The organism is Vibrio sp. 10N.222.49.C12, assembly GCF_041475025.1.
In the GTDB taxonomy this organism is placed as follows: domain Bacteria; phylum Pseudomonadota; class Gammaproteobacteria; order Enterobacterales; family Vibrionaceae; genus Vibrio; species Vibrio crassostreae_C.
In genome coordinates this window covers 27,459-46,706 of record NZ_JBFRVF010000037.1, presented here as the reverse complement: position 1 = coordinate 46,706, position 19,248 = coordinate 27,459, and the positions used below count along the sequence as shown (strand labels likewise).

Here is a 19,248-nt window from a genome sequence, read left to right as displayed (position 1 = left end):
AGCTAAATAATCAACACACAATAATTAAAACCAAAACCACCCTATATAAAATAAAGGTTTATCGGTCATGACCATTAAAAAACACATGAGCGAAGTTCCTATGATTCAAAGGGTAGCCGCATATCTAGCAATTCTAGTAGGTTACTTTTTTTATTGTTATAACTTTGTAATTATTGACTACGTACGCCCATACATTGTGGAAGAATATGCTGGTATTAGCCTTTCTGATACCGCTCAGTTCTACACTTGGCAGTCGGTTGGTGCTCTGATTGGTGCTCTGAGCTGTGCATGGTTCGCAACCAAGTTCGGCAAGAAGTCCACACTAATAGCAATTACGGCATTAAACGGTGGTGCAACCATCATCAACATGATGTTTACCGACTACGCCACTTGGGCTGCAATGCGTTTCATCATTGGACTATCTTTAGGTGGTTACTTCACTGTAGCTGTATCTTTGATGATTGGCCTATTTACACCAACGGTTCGCGGTAAGTTGACTGCTTTTGCTTCTTCAATGTTCTCTGTTGCTTTAGTGGCAATGGGCGCTTACGCAGCCTTCATTACAAGTGTTGATGCACCTTGGCAGAGCCTAATGTGGGTAGGTGGTATTCCACCGCTTGTAGCAGCAGCGTTAATGATCTTTGTATTACCAAGCGACAAAACTGTGATCGCCTACGGTGAAGAAGATCAACAAACAACAACCAATACAGCTGGGGAAGTAACCGAAGCTAAAAAAGGTTCTTGGGGTGAGATGTTAAGCAAGCCTTACCGCAAAATTACGATTACTTGTTTACTTCTTTCTGGTCTTAACTTCTACGGATTCCAATTCTTCGGTGGCTTTGTAACTACCTACCTGAAAGATGTTCGTATGTTTGATGGTGCAACCATCGGTTTGATCTTCTCTATCTCAGCATTTGGTTCACTCTTCGGTGCTTGGTTCTGGGGATGGGCAGCAGATAAGTACGGTCGTAAGATCAACGCGTTCGGCTTCATCCTCGCAGGTATCATGGTTTCTATCTTCTTTGTCGCACCTGGCGACATGATGATTGGCGGCCTAAACATGCTGGCTCTTCTAGGTCTTATCTACAACTTCGGCCTGTCTGCTTCTGCAGTATGGGGCGGTTACTTCTCTGAATTGTTCCCAGCACGCTTGCGTAGCTATGGTGCAGCTTTATTCCATGGCGGTCGTATTATCGGCATGTGGGCACCAATGGTTCTTATCTTCATCCAAGAGCGTACCGACCTACAAACAGCAATGTGGGGCTCACCAATCGTATGGATTATCGCCGGCCTACTATGGCTAACACTGCCTGAAACTCTAAAAGGTGGCGTCTTCGATAAGAGCAAAAAAGCTGAAGCAGCAAAAGCTTAATTCGACACTCATACGCTGAAGTTCAAATACGAAAAGTTTAAAGCCGGCTGATAAATCAGCCGGTAACAAAATCCAAATCGAGTCCTGTTCCGAATGTTGACTCGACAACACAAAGAGAAATTATTATGTCTAAATATCAAGAAGCGAAACGCATTGTTCGTGAATACTTCGATGCAATGGAAAACGCAACTCACGAGAACGTTGCTGAAGTTTTAAAAGCACACACTTCTGAAGATTACTTGTGGCGCGGTGTTTACCCATTCCGTGAGCAAGAAGGCGCACAAGCAGCAGCTGACGTATTCTGGGCACCAATGATGAAGTCAATGACTCGCATGCAGCGTCGTCAAGACATCTTCATCGGTGGTAACAACGAAGTTAACCCAGATGAGATTTGGGTAATGAGCATGGGTCACTTCATGGGTCTATTCGACGCTGAATACCTAGGTATGCGCCCAACTGGCAAGATCATGAACGTTCGCTACGCAGAATTTAACTGTGTTGTTGATGGCAAAATCACTAAGACAGGCCTGTTTCTAGACCTACTAGGCATGATGGATCAAGCGGGTTGCTACCCACTTCCACCATCAACGGGTAAGCACTTCGTATACCCTGGCCCACGTAACCACGACGGTCTGCTATTCGAAGACGCGGCTCCAGAAGAAGGTGTTGCGACACTTGCTCTAGTAAACAAAATGGTTGATGACCTGTCTGCTCTTAACGACAGCGGCGCGATGGGTTGCCCACCAGAAGTACTAGCGAAGAGCTGGTCAAAAGACATGATTTGGTACGGCCCATGTGGTATAGGCGCGTCTTACACAATTCCTCGCTACCAACAACAGCACCAACTTCCTTTCCGTAACAACCTGAAAGACAAGAAGTTCAACGGCCACGTTTGTCGTTTCGCTGAAGGTAACTTCTCTTGTTTCTTCGGTTGGCCAAACCTATCAAACACACCAACAGGTGGCTTCCTAGGTATGACTGGCGGTGAAGTACGTGCAAACATGCAAGTAGTTGACGTTTACTACCGTGACGGTGACAAACTGTCTGAGAACTGGGTTCTTATCGACCTTCCTTACTGGCTACAACAGCAAGGTCTAGATGTGTTCGAACGCACTTCAAGCATCATGAACCCAACGCTGTAATCGATACGCTTTAATCCAAAAGATTGAAACGAAATAGTGGCAACCTAAATAGACATCTGATTTAGGTTGCCACGCTTACTGGGGGACCCTTCTCGCTCCTAGTAAGTGCTCCAACCAATTCATTATTGCTCCACTAATAACTGAATCTACTAGTGCCTCATGGATGGGGTACACCCTGCCAAACCATTACCAATATAACGGGCTTGAAAGCACGGTGGCTTTCTACAGCCTGAATAAAGAGAATTACAATGAAAAAGTCGATTCTTTCAGCAGTGATCCTGACAGCACTTACCTCAGGTTCTGCTTTTGCTGCACACACTTTTACCAATGACGCGGGCGATAGCCTTACTTTAGACGGTCGTTTCGACGTTCGTTACCAAGATAAGGGTGGCGACCACAACGGTGAGTGGAACAGCGGTAGCTCTCGTTTCGGCCTTAAAGGTCAAATGGGACTCGATAACGGCTGGACTGGCTTTGGCCATGCTGAATGGGGTTACAACTCAGGTGCTAACGGCGACAATATTTACGACCGACTTCTATACGCAGGCGTAGAGCACGACAAATACGGCAAGATCGCAGCAGGTACTAAGCAGTGGTCTACTTTTTATGACGTCGCATGGTACACCGACTTAGGTCGTGTCTTCGGTACTCGCGGCTCAGGTGTTTACAACCTTTCTGACTGGGGTATTGCATCTGGTACAGGTCGAGCAGAAAACTCCATTACTTACCGTAACTCGATCAACGACCAAGTAAGCTACGGCTTCACTTACCAAACGACACGTGAAGAAGTGGCACTAGCGAGTAATGCGACAGCTTCATTGAAAAACGGTATGGGTGCGTCAATCACTTACAAACCGGTTGATGGTGTAACACTTGGTGCAGCTTACCACCAAAATGAAATTGCAGACCTAGACTCAGGTGTGGTTGGCGTAGAAAATGGCGACGACATGCGCATCATGCTATTGGGTGCGAACTACAGCAACGGTGGCTTCTACGCAGGTGCCACTTTCCACGTGGGCGAAAACTGGGAAGCTGTAAGCCAAGGCGGTACGGATGTAATGTTCGATACCCTAGGTGGTGAAATCTACACTTACTACCACTTCGACAATGGCCTACGCCCTACGTTGAACTACAACTACATGGAAGATCGTGATGACCAAACAGATGGCTATGAGCGTAACCTGCTTATTCCTGGTGTTGAATACCACTTCCAGAAGAACAAATTCCTAGTTTGGACTGAGTACCAATTCGACCTAGGTAAAGATCAGTTCGTTGGCGGTAAATTCGAAAACAGAGACGACCAATTCGCTGCAGGTATTCGTTACTACTTCTAACGCCCAGTTAGTCGATTCATAAATTCTTTAAACAAAGCTCTGCTATTTATCGTAGAGCTTTTTTGGGTCATACCCAGAATAATATTCAACACTCTCTATTAACCCTTATTTTTCATCCAATCATGGCATATTGTATTTTTGAGTACGTACCTAATTATGTTACTCTATGCACAATCAATTTGGTTCAAAAATATGGTCTATGAGCTCTCCAAAACACTCCACGGCGTCAAAGCCAGCCGTCACCTCTAAAGATGTCGCTAAACTTGCTGGCGTTTCTCAATCAACTGTATCTCGTGTATTTGTCCCGGGCAGTTCAGTGTCTGAAAAGACCAAGCAAAAAGTGTTCGATGCAGCAAAATCGTTGAACTATCGTCCCAATGCCTTTGCCCGCAGTCTGACGACAAATGAGTCCAAATTGATTGGCTTAGTTTTCCCAGATGCCGACTACCCTATCCACATGAAAACTCTGCAGCTTATCTCTACTGAGCTACAAAAACAGGGTTACTCTGCGGTATTGATTCCTTGGCAAGTGGATGGAAACGACAACCACTCGATTCCTAATATCTTCCAATACCGAGTTGATGGCGTAATTGCTGCTTCGGCGACCTTTAATAAGTCGCTTTATGAAGAGTGTGAAGAGTTCAACATCCCCATTGTTCAGTATGCTCGTGTAGTTGAGGGGACTAAGAGTAGCCATGTAATAAGTGACAACTACGCCGCTGGCCAAGTCGCCGCTCAGCATTTACATAGCGTAGGAACAAAGTCAGCGGTTTACCTGACAGGTAACGTGCCAACCTACACCAACGGCGAGCGTGAATCGGGCTTTTGCTCAGAATTCGAAGATCTAACAGGCAAGCAAGCTCGTGTTATTGAAGCTGACTATGACTACCTTGATGCTCTAGATACCATTCGGACTCTGTTTTCAGAACCCACACATCCTCAAGCGATTTTCTGTGCGACAGATAACCTCGCGATGGCAGTAATGGATGTGGCGCGCTTAGAATTTAACCTGCGTATTCCAGAAGATCTTCAAGTGATTGGTTTTGACGATATCCCACAGACTCAATGGTTGAACTACCAACTCACTACCTTCAAGCAAGATTTCAGACGCCTTGCACGTGAATCAGTGAAAATTGTCGTTAGCCAGATTCAAGAGCAAGACACAAGCTTGGTTAAGCTGATGGTGCCAGTGAAGTTCATTGAACGAAACACGACGCTAAAACAGAACCGACGTTAAGACGCTTTCAAACAAAAATCCCGCTCAGTGTGAGCGGGATTTTTTATGATATTTAACTAGTTACCTACACCACCGGTCTTCTCTGCCGGAGAGTCAGGCGTCACTGGAGGCCACTCTTGGAAGGTTGCTAGATGTTGTTGGACAGCCGCTTGTGCCGGGCCAAATGCCCACATTTTTTGTCCCATCCATTTTAGGTACATGCCCGACTCTTCAGCTGCTCGCTCGTAAGGATCACGACGCAGGTTGAACAGCAATGGCGCGTTTAGCTCTTCTTTCGGGCCACTCCAACCGTGATTCTGAACCACGAAATGCGCCTTCCAATCACCAACACGAACCGCTTGCAGCTTGTCTCGTTCGTAGTAGTAGATCTCTTTACGGTTTGACTCGCCTTTCTCAGTCAGCATATCCACTTGGTTGTAACCATCAAGGTGCGCTTTAAAGCCATCGTGACCTTTCAGCAGTTTTTCTTTTAGATCCGTTGGACCACCAGCCGCAGCGACCAGAGTGGGTAACCAGTCCATACCATCAAAGATGCCATTGCCTACAGTACCCGCAGGGATTTTACCCGGCCAGCTAACCAATGCAGGGGCTCTTACGCCACCTTCCCAAGTTGTGCCTTTCTCACCGTGGTATGGTGTCATACCGCCATCTGGCCAAGTCATGATCTCTGGGCCGTTATCGGCAGTGAAAATGATGATGGTGTTGTCAGCAATACCGAGTTCTTCCATCTTCGCCATCATCTCACCGACGTGATCATCAAGATCTTTCATGACCACTTCTTGGAGTCCCCAACCGTTTTGACCGAGCATCGCTTCGTATTCAGGTGACAGGTGCGTCCAAACGTGACCGCGTGATGGACAGTACCAAGTAGGTGTGAGATGGATTACGCAGATCAATAAGGATTGGAAGTTTCACGCAACCATTGATGCAGGGCTTGGTAGTGACACCAACTTTACCTCATCTCTCTTAACTGGCGTGCGATACCAGATAAACAGTTGGTCTGACTTAAATGTTGCCTACAAATCAACTTGGGTTGATTACGAGAACAAGGGCACCTTTGAATACGATACCGCATCGCAAGGGTTCCTGATTGGTTGGGCTGCTCATTTCTAGTCAAACAATAAGAGGTAAGCCTGATATCGTTAGGCTTACCTGACAATGTCAATCTTTCAAGAGTTAATGCCGGTTTTAACTAACGAACAAGCAAAACTACCCACCAACGACCTAGTTATTCACAGTGTTTGGAACTACGCACTCTTTCTTCATGATAGTTAAGCCGGCCTCGAGAGTTTCTGTCCAAGCTTGTTCGACGCTTTCATCGTAGTGAGGGTCATATTTTTTAACTGTATTGAGTAACGAATTGAACCACTCGTTGAGTTCTTGCTCAGAGATATCCATTCCTAAATCTTTATGTCGCTTCCCAAGCTTTTTTACCGAGTTTCGTACGCTCGGCAGACCCGCAGAGTTATAGATAAGAATGATCGAGGCTTTAAGCATCTTGGTTTGTTGCTCTAACCCTATATTTTCAAAACGTTCTGAAAATCTTGGATTATGCTCGCAAAAATCCGCCAAAAACGTTTCGAGAAATTCTTGGTCAATCCGGCAGCGCTCAAAACTTTCATAAAACAGTTCGTTCGGTTTCATCTAGCCAGTCCTTTGCAAAATTTTGAGTTATCGGGAAGCTAACAAGTCCAGAGCCGCAACTTAGCCAACTCCGAACCATCAATATGATCTAAGTATACGCCACTGTGGCATAAAATGAACGATGGCATAACGTAAACTACGGCATAAAGTGCGTTGCACAAATCTTGTTTCCATCAGGATCTCGCAAATAAGCCATGTACAAGCGACGCTCGTCAGAACCTCTCGCTCCGGGGCCATTTTCAATGCTGGTACCGCCATTTTTGACGCCAACTCGATGCCACTCATCTACAACTTCAGGAGAAGACGCAAGAAAACCCACCGTCATACCGTTGCCGTGAGTCGCAGGCTGACCATCAATCGGCTTCGTTAAGCCCAACACACCCGTTTGGCTAACGTAAACACAGCGCCCTTTGGGATCAACAGAGCCTTCGCTATAACCAAGCACTTTCATGATTGGGTCATAAAAAGCCTTCGCGCGTTCAATATCATCGGTACCGAGAAAAACATGGCTGAACATAACTAACCTCTTCTTTTATTGAAAGAACCATCTAAACTAGACCTATAATTCGTGTTTGTCTAGGCACGCTATTCGGTCACAACTGTTGCTTAACCCATTGAGCAAACACCTGAAACTTAGTTCGCTGTTCCATGCCTTTCGGAAACTCAGTTAGTCTGTTCAACAATTCGTTGTGCGCCCTGCCCTTGGTCATGCAAGATATCATCAGGATTTAGCAAGTTGCACTTTTGCATACTCAAGCATCCGCAACCGATACAGCCGGTTAAGTTCTCTTGTAGCGATTTAATCTGCGCCATTTTACTGTCGAGTTGCCCCTGCCACTTCTTAGCAACGCGCTCCCAATCTCGCTTAGTCGCGGTATGGTTCATCGGCAGTGTCGATAATTCTTCGGTGATCTCTTCCAGCGTGAAGCCTATCGACTGCGCGACTTGGATCAACGCAATTCGTCTCAACATCGCCGACTGATAACGGCGCTGATTTCCGTTAGTACGAATCGAAGCAATCAACCCCTTGGTTTCGTAAAAACGTAACGCCGAAGGAGCCACGCCACTGCGCTCAGCCAACTGGCCTATGGTGAGGTATACGATGTTTCTCATTACGACACTATCCTTGAGATCATAAATATTTAAAGCTTACTTTAACTTTAGAGTAGCGACCTATTGTTACCTTAACCAATTAATGTCCTTAAACTTTGACAACGGGCGCAATGAAAAGCAATCGTGAACATGGCTGCTTTGTTTTATTGTGGTGTTCTCGCTCTCTAAATCTGACTCATGATCGATTTCAGGCTCTCGGCCATTTCGGCATTGATGATCTCACCCGTTTCTACATTAAAGTTGTCGTAGAAACTTGGCACCGACATCGACCCCTTCACATCTGCATCAAAGTAAGGTGCCGAATTTACCGCAGACGACAACACAGAGTTTGCGCCGCCTGGGCCTGGTGATGTGGAGAGCATCACAACAGGTTTGCCTTGGTACACTTTCATGTCGATTCGTGATGTCCAATCAAACAAATTCTTAAAGGCTGCGGTGTATGAGCCGTTATACTCTGCAAAAGAGATGACCACAGCATCTGCTTCGCCAATCTTGCTAAAAAAGCGTTGAGCGTGTTGATGAACACCTGAATCTTGCTCTCTTTTCTCGCTGTAAATTGGCATCTCGAAATCATTAAGGTCGAGCACCTCGACTTGCGCGCCTTCGACTAAACCTGCGGTGTACGCTGCAAGTTGTTGATTAATTGATGTTGTACTGTTGGTCGCGCCAATCGCTAATACTTTCATTGTTGATCCTTGTTCATTTTTCTCACCTTTTTGCACTCATGACTTCAATTACGGAGCTCAAAATTCATAACTGAAGATTCGTAACGTCTGTTTGATAACATCAAAACCTGCACTAGGCGACAAGGTGATAGATTGTGTTTTTAGATTGGGGATGATGATAAAACCTCAAGTTAACTTGAGGTAAAGCGATATTTTCAAAATATAGGAAATAGTTTAAAAACACTTATAAAGCAGTTGATTATGAAAGGTTTAACATAGGTTGGCATTACACAGGAAAAAGTCAGCACACCCAAAATACATTGAGTGTGCTCTATCGAAGTATTATTTACTTAAAGTGATTTAATGGACAGACACCAGAGTAAGCGACACCGGATAGCTCGGCCATTTCGCGATTCCATGTTGCCAAATCATGAGGGTTAAATTGATTCAAATGATCATGCCCACATGCCCTCGCCATCACTTGCATTAATTCTGTCGAGGCTTCAAAGAAGTTCTTAAGCTGGTTCGATGCTTTCTCGACATTCAAACGCTGACGTAAATCGGCTTTTTGAGTTGCAATACCAGCAGGGCAATTATTGGTGTTACACATTCTCGCCGCCACACAACCTATCGACTGCATGGCACTGTTTGAGATAGCGACACCATCAGCACCAAGCGCCATCGCTTTTACGAAATCCATCGGCACGCGCAAGCCGCCCGTGATGATCAATGTGACTCTGTCACTGACCCCTTGTTTATCGAGATACGCTCTAGCGCGAGCGAGTGCTGGAATAGTGGGAACACTGATATGGTCACGGAACATTTCTGGCGCCGCCCCTGTACCGCCACCACGCCCATCTAAGATGATGTAATCGGCACTGGCATCAAGCGCGAACTGAATGTCTTCTTCGATGTGATTGGCACTTAACTTAAAGCCAATCGGGATACCGCCTGTCACCTCTCGAACACGGTCGGCGAACTTTTTAAAATCCTCGACCGTGTTAAGGTCGACAAAGGTGGGTGGAGAAATCGCTGCCGTGCCCGCTTCAATGCCACGCACCTCCGCGATCTTGCCTATGTTCTTCGCGCCCGGTAAGTGCCCGCCCGTTCCGGTTTTGGCACCCTGCCCGCCTTTAAAGTGGAAGGCTTGAACGTTTTTGAGCTTAGCTTCATCGTAACCAAACTGAGCACTGGCTAATTCATAAAAGTAGCGAGAGTTCGCCGCTTGCTCTTCGGGTAACATACCGCCCTCACCGGAGCAGATACCCGTCCCTGCGAGTTCGGCACCTTTCGCCAATGAGACTTTTGCTTCTTCAGATAGCGAGCCAAAACTCATATCAGACACAAACAAAGAGATGTCCAATTTGAGTGGCTTCTTCGCTTTGGGGCCAATAATCAGTTCAGTTCCAACGGGCATATTCTCCAGCAAAGGCTTGGTGGCCATTTGCGCGACCATCACTTGAATATCGTCCCAGTGAGGCAATAGATGTCTTGGAACGCCCATGGAGGTCATTGGCCCATGATGTCCAACCTTGGATAAACCATCACGCGCCAGTTGATGAATAAACTCGACGGTAGGTTCTTCTTTGGTTGCGCTCGCAGCTGGCGACAAATCTGGCGCAGCCGCTTGAATGTGAACCTCCGGGCCTTCTTGCCCAACTTGTTCCGCTGTGAACTGTTTATGAGTGCCATCGCAGAAAGGAAGGTTGTTGGAATACTTACAGCGACAAAGGTAGGCGTCTCCGCTCTCTTCGGCGACAAAGCTTTTCGGTTTGAACCCCGTACCGGCATGAGAACCGTCACAAAACGGTTGGTTTTTCGACTTCCCGCAGGTACAGAAGTAATACTCTTCTCCCTCTGTCAGCTCGATTTTGACGGGTTTGTTATCCGCGATTACTGGACTCTTCATAGTTCGTTCACCTTTTCTTTTTTATGATTTGATGACTGAAGCGATGACTTGCTCGCAAGAATAAAGTAAAGGTGAGATACGCGGCTAATTCAATAAACGGATGAAGTAAAGCGACTCCAGTCGAAAGCCTGAATCACCATCAAACCGATAGCCATCGTGCTGATATTCATATCTTGGTTTTATGCCTCAACAATATCTATTCTGTCTAAATAATGGAAAACCACTTTTAAAGACCAACACCAAGGCTCTCATCATTAACTCAAGTTTTAAGTTTGTAGGGTTAGATCAGACAAACTGAAATTTTGTTATATAAAAATTGAGCTAGAATTATCTCAGCTTCCAAAGGTAAGCCAGAAATACAAACGGCAGTACGACAATTAATTTCAGCTGAAATAGGTAAACACTTTAACCTTTCCAGCAACAAAGAGAGAAATCATGAAAAAATCATTCAAGAAAGGCCGCATAAGCGGACTTGTTAGTATCGCATTGTGCCTAGGTGCGTCAGGTGCTTTTGCCGCAGATTACGACCTAGTTATCGAGAATGGACGAGTGATGGACCCTGAAAGCATGCTGGATGCTGTATTAAACGTCGGGATCAAAGATGGTCAAATCATCAAAATCACGGCAGAAAAACTCGACGGTGATGAGACAATCGATGCAACAAATCAAGTGGTTGCCCCAGGTTTCATTGATACCCACTTTCACTCGCTAGATGGTTTATCTATCAAGCTTGCAGCCCTAGATGGTGTAACAACGGGTATGGATCTGGAAGTCGGTGCGATTCGCGTCGGTGAGTGGTATGAAGAAAAAGCGGGTAAATGGCCACTGAACTACGGTACTGGTGTCAGCCACGAAGGAGCTCGTCTTCAAATCCTAGATCCTGAAGTGAAAATTACAGGCCCACATGATGCAACTACGATTCTTGGCTCGCTTCGAACTGAAGCGGCTAAAGACGGTGTGAGTGGCTGGTCTGAGACCAAAGCTGATATCGAGCAGATGAACCAAATCCTTTCTGTTCTTGATCAAGGCTTTGCAGAAGGTGCATTGAACCTAGCTTCAACAACCGCTTATATGAAAGATGGTTTGACGGCATTTGAGATGTACGAGTCCATGAAAGTCGCAGCAAACTGGGACCGATTTGTATCATCACATACCCGTTTTCACGCTAACCCTTCAAATCCAGAAGCACAGCTGGGTTTTGACGAAATCTTTACCAATGCGATGCTTCTCGACTTACCATTTTTGATGCTCCACAACAACGACTTCGGTTGGTGGGAAGTAGAAGAAAAGCTAAAGCTTGCACGAGAGAAAGGCTTAGTGATGTGGTCTGAATACTATCCATATGATGCGGCATCCACTGCGATTGGTTCATCTTTCCTTGTACCGGAGTCTGTGGAAGGGATGTACAACGCGAAGTATGAAGAAATGATGTACGACCCAACACGCGATAAATTTCTGACCAAAGAAGAGTATCTGGTCATTGCCGCTGAAGAACCGGGTCACTTGGTGGTTCTGTTTAGCCCTGCACGTAAAGATTGGATGAAATACTGGCTACAAATTCCAAACATGACCGTTGCAGCAGATTCTATCTATTCAGGTTTAGGTACTGATTCTTGGGATGCCGATCCAACAGAATATCAAGGTCACCCTCGAACTGCGGGTACTCGAGGCAAAGTATTACGTATGGCACGTGAAGAAGGCGTACCATTGTTATTCACACTTGCTCAAACGTCTTACTGGGCAGCAAAGCATCTAGGTGATGCGGGTGTTGAATCAATGAAAGTTCGTGGTCGTATGCAAGAAGGCATGGTTGCGGATATCACCATTTTCGACCCAGAAAACGTAACCGATAATGCGACTTACAAAGCCAAAGAACAAGGCAATCCAACAACCGGTATTTCTTATGTCATCGTAAATGGTAAGCAAGTGGTTAAAGAAGCTGAGTTCCAAAAAGTATGGGCAGGCCAACCCATTCGTAACACACCATCGGATGAATCGCGATTTGAAGGATTGAGCAAAGAAAAGTTCTTGGAAAACCTAACAGTACCAACGATTTCTATCGATGACTCGGGTGCCTCTGGCAATCCGCAACTATAGAAAAAAGTGAGGTAATCATGATCAAAAAGGCTATATGTGCATTGCTACTCACGGGTTCGTTTTCAGGAACGACAAGTGCAACTAGCATCGATGATATGGGATTTGATGTGTCTAGTTTTAAACAAACAGGACAACAAATATCTGTCAAAGAACCGAAAGCGCCAACGTTAGTTCAGGAGAGTAAACTGGCCTCATATGTAAGCGAAGTCGGCGTAGATGTCGCCAATTTGTCTCAGGTGCAACTTGATGATTTGATCGGAAGTTATGACCAATTGCCATCAGCGATATTTTGTGATGAACACCAAGAGTTCGAGATTCAGATATCAAGTACGAATATCTGGCAAAGAACGAAACTGATGAAGTTACGACAAGCGATTGGAGACGATCTACCTAACGCGCACTAATATGCCCTCATAACAGCCAGTGATTTTTACTGGCTTTTTTTTCATCTAATAAACCCAAGTTAGAAGTATTCATCATAAACGTGTTGGATGTATTCATTAGCAGCAGTAACGATAGATTCCCTTATCCCTTCAATGTGCAAAGAGTGTGGGCTCCATAATGAAATGGGAATCTCTAACCCTTTTTTAATCTCAGTAGGCTTGAGCTCAATTAAATTTTGCTGCACGAATTCAGAGTAAATAACAGAGCGAGGAAGTAACGCCCAACCTAAGTCTAGCCGAACCAATTGGATCACAAGCGCAAGTTGGTCAACAAGCTCATAGTTAGCAGAAAGGGTGACTTTATCTGCCATCCCTTCATCGATTAATGATTTCAAGATTAACTGCTTAGATATTTTTAACTTAGAGAACAGTTCGTTTGGTGGCGTTTTACTCAGTTCACTGCCTTTACTTGCGAATGGGAGCAGCGTAAGGGTTTCTAGGTAAACCGCGTGAAAGCTATTCATCGCCCTACTCTCATGAGCATTCAAAAAACCGAAGTGCAGTGTCCCATCTTCAATCCCCTGCTCAATCTCCTTTTTATTCATGACCAGCATATTGACTCGACAACCTGGAAAGTCTTTTTGTAATTGCATTCTGATATCAGCCAAAATGAGCTGTGGCATAAAGCTTAGATAACCGATATTTATGGTTTCTGGTTCGCCTTGGGAGATGTTGAGCGCTATTTTATCAAAGGCTTTTAGCTGCTCAACGGCTTGCTTGGCATAGCGGTAAAGTAATTTACCTTCTTGTGTTGCTTCAACACTGCGACCTTTGCGCTCAAAGAGTGCGACATCAAGAATATCCTCTAAATTGACAACAACTTGCCCGATGGTACTACGGTGTTTATCTAGCTTAGCGGCAGCCTTGCTAAAAGATTTTTGCTCGTAAACCGTCACAAAGGTGGAGAGTTGCTCGAGGCTGAAATTCATAGATGACTCCAATATTCAAATAATGCTTTATTACTTTCAAATCAATCACTTTGACGTGATGAGTATAGACAGAACATGCATAGGTTACGACTTCCACCTCAAAAAAAACCAACAAGGTTCAAATAGTTTGTCTGATCACGTCAGACAATAGCAATTCTGAGTTTCCATTAAACGTTTATATCATTCCGGCTTATCTAAACAACCTATGTGAAATACCGATACGAATACAAAGAAGACTTTATCCAAAGCGGTGGATTTGGCATCAACAACCAAACCGCGATTGGTGGTACTGCTGCGGCATTCCTGAACGTTAAAAACTGGCGACGATGGCACTTTTTTCACCTTCAATCCGGAATACACATATTTCGACGGCGATCTTGAAAGCAGCACCTTGAAAACAACACTCCGTCTAGCAACACCTTTATCACAAGATAAATCTCGCTGGGGAGAGCTTAGAGTTGAGAACACTTATGGCGAAGTAACAATCAAGTTCAGTCATCCAATCCTAAAGTAGATACATCATTATTTTTGCACTCAGCGTATTTGATTAACCAAGCTGAGTCGTAATTACTAAGAGGTTAAAATGAAACATCTTTTGAATATGTCAACGATTGCTCTGATATTGGCATCAGGGGCAACAACCGCTGAAGTAATGTCAGTAGAGTCCTCGACTTCGCGTTCACATTACGATTCATGGAATGAAACCAAGCAAAACCTTCAAAAAGAGCATGGCTTACAGTTGGGCATGGATTACAACATGCTGAGTATGGGAGCGATTGATCCTCTTGGGGATGCATCTGCTGCGGCAGGAGCATTAAGAGTCTTTGGTCAATGGGATCTTATAGAGACAGAAGATGGAGACAAAGGCGGAATTGTATTCAAGTTTGAACATCGACATAAATACACAGAAAACTCCCCGAAAGAATACGGTTTGGCCGATCTCGGTTACTTAGGTTTTGCTCACTCCTTATATGGTGATCAAGGCTTTAGAACCACTCATTTATTTTGGCGTCAATCTCTACTGCAAGAACAGATGGTGGTTTACGCCGGTTTCTTAGACATGACGGATTACACCGATTTTTATGCGTTAGCTAGCCCATGGAATGACTTCAACAGTGGTGTGTTTACTTCCGGAAGTGGAACGATTGGTGGATTGCCTGATGGTGCACTGGGTGTTATGGCCGGCGGTTTTTTCTCAGATAGCATTTATGGCTCGGCCAGTATTCTTGATGCTAAAGGCAACGCTTCTGACTTAGTTGAAGGAGCCAAAGAGCTCTTTGACACAGGGGCCACTTGGAAAAGCTTAGAACTCGGTTGGACACCAAGTAAAGATATGCTGTTCATCAGCAATGCTCATATCAGCCTATGGCAGCGTGACGCAGTTGGAAACGATGATGAAGGTTACGGTATCAACCTGTCTCTATCAGGTTTAGTGGCTGAACGTTGGTTGCCTTTCATTAGGGCTGGATGGGCTCAAGATGGCGGAGCCATGTATGACGCCTCAGTAAGCGCCGGCTTTGGTTACATTCCTGCACAGAGAAACCAAGACATGTTTGGACTGGCAGTTAACTGGGCAAGCCCAATGGAGAGCACAACGCAAGGGTTGGACTTAGACGACCAATATACAACTGAAGCGTATTACCGAGCTCAAATCACACCATGGCTGCAAATTTCTCCAAGTGTGCAAGTTCTGAATCACACCGCGGTTGATCTGACCAATGGCTTCGACAACATCAATTTAATCCAGAATAAAACCGATGTGGTATTTGCCCTAAAAGCAAAATTCGAGTTCTAAATTAAACACACGTACAAATGATATTAAGGAAAATATCGTTATTAACCTTGCAGGAGTGCTAAATAAATTTCGAGTAAAAAATGAAAGTAAAAATATTCTTGGCGATACTCTTAGGTATGGCTTGTAATACTGCGACTGCGGAAGCAGAAAAAACAAGTAACGATCAAGTACAACGAATTATTCTTGTTCGACATGCCGAAAAGCCAGATGACGGCCTTGGTAACCATTGCTCCAACTGCGATCCAATATGGCATGCCCATCAACACACAATATGGTTGGAATGACTTTGAAGTTATTCTTAGATAAATACCGTAATGCAGATCTTTTACTGGCGTGGGAACACATCAGCATTGAAGTGCTTGTTACTTTGATTAAGCATCGCTTTGATAACGTTTACCCAATCCCAGAATGGCCAAATTCTGATTACGACATGTTTTTAAGTTAATCATCGATTGGAGTAAACCGAGTGATCTGACAATCAATGTTCATAAACAAAAGTTTGGAGACATCTCGACTGAATGCCCTAGCACCAAATAAGTTGCTGGTTAATGGCTTTTATCGAACAACAATCAGAAGAGTGAATTAACCTCAGCCCGAGTACACAATAACAAGTTACTCCGTACTCAGGCAAAAACTAGTCAACCTTTAATACAACAAGCCTCTAATCAAACAATTCGATAACCAATTTATTGTCTTTAATCACTAGATTGGGTTCCGATGACTTAATCAACGACTCTTGAACCTTGTTGCTGTCGAGTTTGTAAACCGGAGACTGGGACAAAGCAAAACCTATCATCGATACAGCTGGTTTGAGTAGTGTCTCTATTTCAGGCGAAAGCTGTTTGCCTTTTTCTTCAAAGCGCTCTAGTCGCAGCGACTTTAGATACACCTCGCCACTCTCCTTGTCGTATTCGGGAATCGCGCTGAACTCTAAGTCTAAATCCAACCCCATATTAGGCATATTGAACACTTGAACTTTTGCATTGGTATTCGCCAACACGGACACGCGTTGTGCATCGGCTCGACCAATTTGCACTTCTAGATCATCCACAGCCACTTGTGCGTACATCACACTTTGTACACCAACCTCTTGTTCTAGCATCACTGAGTCTTCAAGGTACTTCGTCATTTCTTGCTCGGTAATACTGTAGCTAACACAACCACTGAGCATCAGGGCTGTCACAGCTATAATCAAACGGTTCATTAACTTTGTTGTCATTGGAGATAGGCTCTTATTTTTTAAATGCATGGAACGGATGTTACCTCGAGATGATACTGTAAATTGGTTGTCACAATAACAGTGTCGGATAACTGGGCAGAATGATCCACCTAAATGGTGATGTCGTATCAATGAGAATTGACGAAAATAGTAAGGAAAACAATGACTGCATTAACGATATTTTACGATGGAACCTGTCCACTTTGTGCAAAAGAGATGGCAGCACTGACTAAGTCTGATTCCAAAGATCAGATTCAGACCGTCGATATCTACAGTGAAGCGTTTTCAAACTACCCGCAAATAGATGCCGAGGCAGCCAATACAATCTTGCATGCACTGGACGAAAACGGAAAGCTGCTGCTCGGTTTAGACGTGACTTACCAAGCGTGGAAGCTAGTAGGAAAGGGTTGGCTGTATGCCCCGTTACGTTGGGCGATTTTTAAGCCAATGGCAGATTGGTGTTATCTACGGTTTGCCAAAAATCGATATAAGATTTCGTTTTGGCTAACCGGAAAATCACGTTGCAACGGTAACAGCTGCACAAAATAGTGTTGAGTTAAGACATGCCGCTGGCGACTTTGTAGTAAACGATGCCAAATAGGGCTGCGAACACCAATACCGTAACGGCCACTTTCAACCAAATAAATTTCATGCTTTGTCCTTTTAATTCTGTTTACTGTTCCACGCGACAAGTTAGCACAACAAAACATGCGGTTGTGTAATGATTGATAGAGCTTTGTAGTCATACCAATCACAGTAGGTAAGTGTCAAGAAATAGCGCAGGAAAAAAGCTTGAGAACAAGGCGGCTCTTTTCGACAAGAAGTTTCGATAAGTAGTTATTCTACAATCAAAAAATCTAACGACTTTATCGAGATTTTTAACAAGCTAGGGTGAACAGTTATTTACTACGATTGGTATCAACCCTGATTCCCAGAGAGAACCTTTATGTCGGCAAAAGAGAGAAACCTTCCCACACATCGAATTTCTAGATTCAGTAAGTTCGCTTCGTTGGCGACAAGAGTCGCGGGTAACGTGCTAACGGAAGGCACCAAACAAATTGCACAAGGCAACAGGCCCAAAGCAAAAGACTTACTGTTAACGCCACAAAACATTGCTCGCCTGACCGATCAACTCGCACACCTGCGCGGTGCGGCTATGAAGTTAGGACAGATGCTATCAATGGATGCGGGTGATGTCTTAGAACCAGAGTTAGCCGACATTCTCTCTCGCCTGCGCTCCGATGCCGATCCACTGCCAACAAAACAGCTCAATCAAGTGTTAGAAAGCTCGCTCGGGAACCATTGGAAAACCGAATTCCTGTCCTTCAATTTTAAACCGATCGCCAGTGCATCTATCGGACAAGTTCACCAAGCCTATAGTGATGCTGGGGACAAACTCGCAGTCAAAGTCCAATACCCCGGCATTAGAAAAAGTATCGACAGTGATGTAGATAACGTGGGCACGCTGCTCAATATTGTTGGCTTGATACCAAAGTCGGTCGACTACAAAGGCTTGTTAGAAGAGGCAAAGAAACAGCTCCACGATGAAGCAGACTATGCTCGCGAAGCTGATTACGCAACTCGTTACCATGATGCATTGAAAGAATACTCTCACTTCGTCGTACCTAAGATTCATCCGCAAGTCTCTTCAGAATCGGTGCTCGCCATGGACTTCATCGAAGGCGTCTCGATAGAGCAAATCGAAAGTTACGACCAAAGCACACGTGACTTTGTAATGCACAGCTTACTGGAGCTTCTGTTCAGAGAGTTGTTCGATTTTAAGATGGTGCAAACCGATCCCAATTTCGCCAACTACCTTTATGTTGAAAACACCCGACAAATTGGCTTATTAGATTTCGGAGCAACCCGTGAGTACAGTGACCGCTTCAGCGAGGGTTATCGCTTGGCCTTTTCCTCTGTCATTAACAACGATGAGCAAGTGCTCAACCGAGCTTTAGAGCAAATAGGATTCTTTAGCGAGACAATTCTTCCCGAACAACGCCAAGCGATTCTAAATCTAGTGAAGATGGCCTGTGAGCCGATGTTAGTTGACGAAGAGTACGACTTCAAAGCCAGTGGATTGGCACAAAGGCTTCGTGAAGCAGGCACCATTTTGAGCATGGAACAAGAGTATTGGCATACGCCGCCCGCCGATGCGCTGTTCCTACACCGAAAAATTGGTGGCATGTATCTATTAGCGGCTCGCCTTGGTGCAAAAGTGAATATCAGTCGCTTGGTCGCTCCATATCTTATCTCAGAGAGCAAAATCACAACTAAAAGCGCGAGTTAATGAGACAGTAAATAATACGCAAAGTGATCATTTCATCGTGCTCAAGAGTAATAACCATT

Annotated in this window: 18 protein-coding genes and 2 pseudogenes; 11 read left to right on the top strand and 9 right to left on the bottom strand. The window is 44.8% G+C overall.

Features of this window, described 5'->3' with window-relative positions; genetic code table 11:
• Positions 1–67: 67 nt before the first annotated feature.
• The 4 genes from AB4583_RS13145 (at position 68) to AB4583_RS13130 (ending at position 5,085) form a co-directional block, all read left to right on the top strand.
• The gene (locus AB4583_RS13145) at positions 68–1,372 is read left to right on the top strand and encodes an MFS transporter (protein ID WP_017065255.1); all 1,305 of its coding nucleotides are present in this window, start codon (positions 68–70) and stop codon (positions 1,370–1,372) included.
• A 125-nt stretch (positions 1,373–1,497) separates the two neighbouring features.
• Positions 1,498–2,514: a nuclear transport factor 2 family protein gene (locus tag AB4583_RS13140; protein WP_017065254.1), complete on the top strand. Its 1,017-nt coding sequence runs from the start codon at positions 1,498–1,500 to the stop codon at positions 2,512–2,514.
• Between the two features lie 248 nt (positions 2,515–2,762).
• Entirely contained in the window at positions 2,763–3,848 is a 1,086-nt protein-coding gene (locus AB4583_RS13135; protein WP_372117637.1) for a porin, read from the top strand.
• 199 nt (positions 3,849–4,047) lie between these two features.
• Positions 4,048–5,085 (top strand): LacI family DNA-binding transcriptional regulator, encoded by a 1,038-nt coding sequence (locus AB4583_RS13130; RefSeq protein WP_372117634.1) that lies wholly within the window; start codon positions 4,048–4,050, stop codon positions 5,083–5,085.
• Positions 5,086–5,141: 56 nt separating this feature from the next.
• Here the strand turns inward: AB4583_RS13130 and AB4583_RS13125 are convergent.
• Positions 5,142–5,954: pseudogene (locus AB4583_RS13125) on the bottom strand (sulfatase-like hydrolase/transferase); the annotation flags it as partial.
• Between AB4583_RS13125 and AB4583_RS13120 the strand changes: the two are divergent.
• Positions 5,947–6,198 (top strand): annotated as a pseudogene (locus tag AB4583_RS13120) (DUF481 domain-containing protein); the annotation flags it as partial. The pseudogenes AB4583_RS13125 and AB4583_RS13120 overlap by 8 nt on opposite strands.
• Positions 6,199–6,309: 111 nt before the next feature.
• Here the strand turns inward: AB4583_RS13120 and AB4583_RS13115 are convergent.
• The 5 genes from AB4583_RS13115 to AB4583_RS13095 form a co-directional block, all read right to left on the bottom strand.
• Positions 6,310–6,729, bottom strand: a complete 420-nt coding sequence (locus AB4583_RS13115) for a globin (RefSeq protein WP_017065249.1) — start codon at positions 6,727–6,729, stop codon at positions 6,310–6,312.
• 136 nt (positions 6,730–6,865) lie between these two features.
• Positions 6,866–7,246 carry a VOC family protein gene (locus AB4583_RS13110; protein WP_372117630.1) on the bottom strand — a complete coding sequence of 127 codons (381 nt, stop codon included), beginning with the start codon at positions 7,244–7,246 and terminating at the stop codon, positions 6,866–6,868.
• 146 nt (positions 7,247–7,392) lie between these two features.
• Positions 7,393–7,842 carry a redox-sensitive transcriptional activator SoxR gene (gene soxR, locus AB4583_RS13105; protein WP_017062186.1) on the bottom strand — a complete coding sequence of 150 codons (450 nt, stop codon included), beginning with the start codon at positions 7,840–7,842 and terminating at the stop codon, positions 7,393–7,395.
• 164 nt (positions 7,843–8,006) lie between these two features.
• Positions 8,007–8,528 (bottom strand): NADPH-dependent FMN reductase, encoded by a 522-nt coding sequence (locus AB4583_RS13100; protein WP_017069634.1) that lies wholly within the window; start codon positions 8,526–8,528, stop codon positions 8,007–8,009.
• Between the two features lie 325 nt (positions 8,529–8,853).
• The gene (locus AB4583_RS13095; RefSeq protein WP_372050954.1) at positions 8,854–10,416 is read right to left on the bottom strand and encodes a glutamate synthase-related protein; all 1,563 of its coding nucleotides are present in this window, start codon (positions 10,414–10,416) and stop codon (positions 8,854–8,856) included.
• Between the two features lie 435 nt (positions 10,417–10,851).
• Between AB4583_RS13095 and AB4583_RS13090 the strand changes: the two genes are divergently transcribed.
• Both AB4583_RS13090 and AB4583_RS13085 read left to right on the top strand, forming a co-directional pair.
• Positions 10,852–12,513: an amidohydrolase family protein gene (locus tag AB4583_RS13090; RefSeq protein ID WP_017069636.1), complete on the top strand. Its 1,662-nt coding sequence runs from the start codon at positions 10,852–10,854 to the stop codon at positions 12,511–12,513.
• A gap of 17 nt (positions 12,514–12,530) precedes the next feature.
• Entirely contained in the window at positions 12,531–12,917 is a 387-nt protein-coding gene (locus tag AB4583_RS13085; protein WP_017069637.1) for a hypothetical protein, read from the top strand.
• A gap of 59 nt (positions 12,918–12,976) precedes the next feature.
• Here the strand turns inward: AB4583_RS13085 and AB4583_RS13080 are convergent, their stop codons facing one another.
• Both AB4583_RS13080 and AB4583_RS13075 read right to left on the bottom strand, forming a co-directional pair.
• Positions 12,977–13,885, bottom strand: coding sequence for a LysR family transcriptional regulator (locus tag AB4583_RS13080; protein ID WP_372117626.1), 909 nt, complete (start codon positions 13,883–13,885; stop codon positions 12,977–12,979).
• A gap of 180 nt (positions 13,886–14,065) precedes the next feature.
• Positions 14,066–14,218 carry a hypothetical protein gene (locus tag AB4583_RS13075; RefSeq protein WP_158008372.1) on the bottom strand — a complete coding sequence of 51 codons (153 nt, stop codon included), beginning with the start codon at positions 14,216–14,218 and terminating at the stop codon, positions 14,066–14,068.
• A 250-nt stretch (positions 14,219–14,468) separates the two neighbouring features.
• Here AB4583_RS13075 and AB4583_RS13070 point away from each other — a divergent pair, with 250 nt between their 5' ends.
• Together AB4583_RS13070 and AB4583_RS13065 are read left to right on the top strand one after the other, a co-directional pair.
• The gene (locus AB4583_RS13070; RefSeq protein WP_017039122.1) at positions 14,469–15,680 is read left to right on the top strand and encodes a carbohydrate porin; all 1,212 of its coding nucleotides are present in this window, start codon (positions 14,469–14,471) and stop codon (positions 15,678–15,680) included.
• A 286-nt stretch (positions 15,681–15,966) separates the two neighbouring features.
• Complete coding sequence (locus AB4583_RS13065; protein WP_198926809.1) at positions 15,967–16,125, top strand: hypothetical protein; 159 nt, start codon at positions 15,967–15,969, stop codon at positions 16,123–16,125.
• A 216-nt stretch (positions 16,126–16,341) separates the two neighbouring features.
• Here the strand turns inward: AB4583_RS13065 and AB4583_RS13060 are convergent, their stop codons facing one another.
• The gene (locus tag AB4583_RS13060; RefSeq protein ID WP_017065247.1) at positions 16,342–16,899 is read right to left on the bottom strand and encodes a DUF1439 domain-containing protein; all 558 of its coding nucleotides are present in this window, start codon (positions 16,897–16,899) and stop codon (positions 16,342–16,344) included.
• Positions 16,900–17,061: 162 nt separating this feature from the next.
• Between AB4583_RS13060 and AB4583_RS13055 the strand changes: the two genes are divergently transcribed.
• Together AB4583_RS13055 and AB4583_RS13050 are read left to right on the top strand one after the other, a co-directional pair.
• The gene (locus AB4583_RS13055) at positions 17,062–17,448 is read left to right on the top strand and encodes a thiol-disulfide oxidoreductase DCC family protein (RefSeq protein WP_017062190.1); all 387 of its coding nucleotides are present in this window, start codon (positions 17,062–17,064) and stop codon (positions 17,446–17,448) included.
• Between the two features lie 397 nt (positions 17,449–17,845).
• Positions 17,846–19,189 carry an AarF/ABC1/UbiB kinase family protein gene (locus AB4583_RS13050; RefSeq protein WP_017070278.1) on the top strand — a complete coding sequence of 448 codons (1,344 nt, stop codon included), beginning with the start codon at positions 17,846–17,848 and terminating at the stop codon, positions 19,187–19,189.
• Positions 19,190–19,248: the final 59 nt, after the last annotated feature.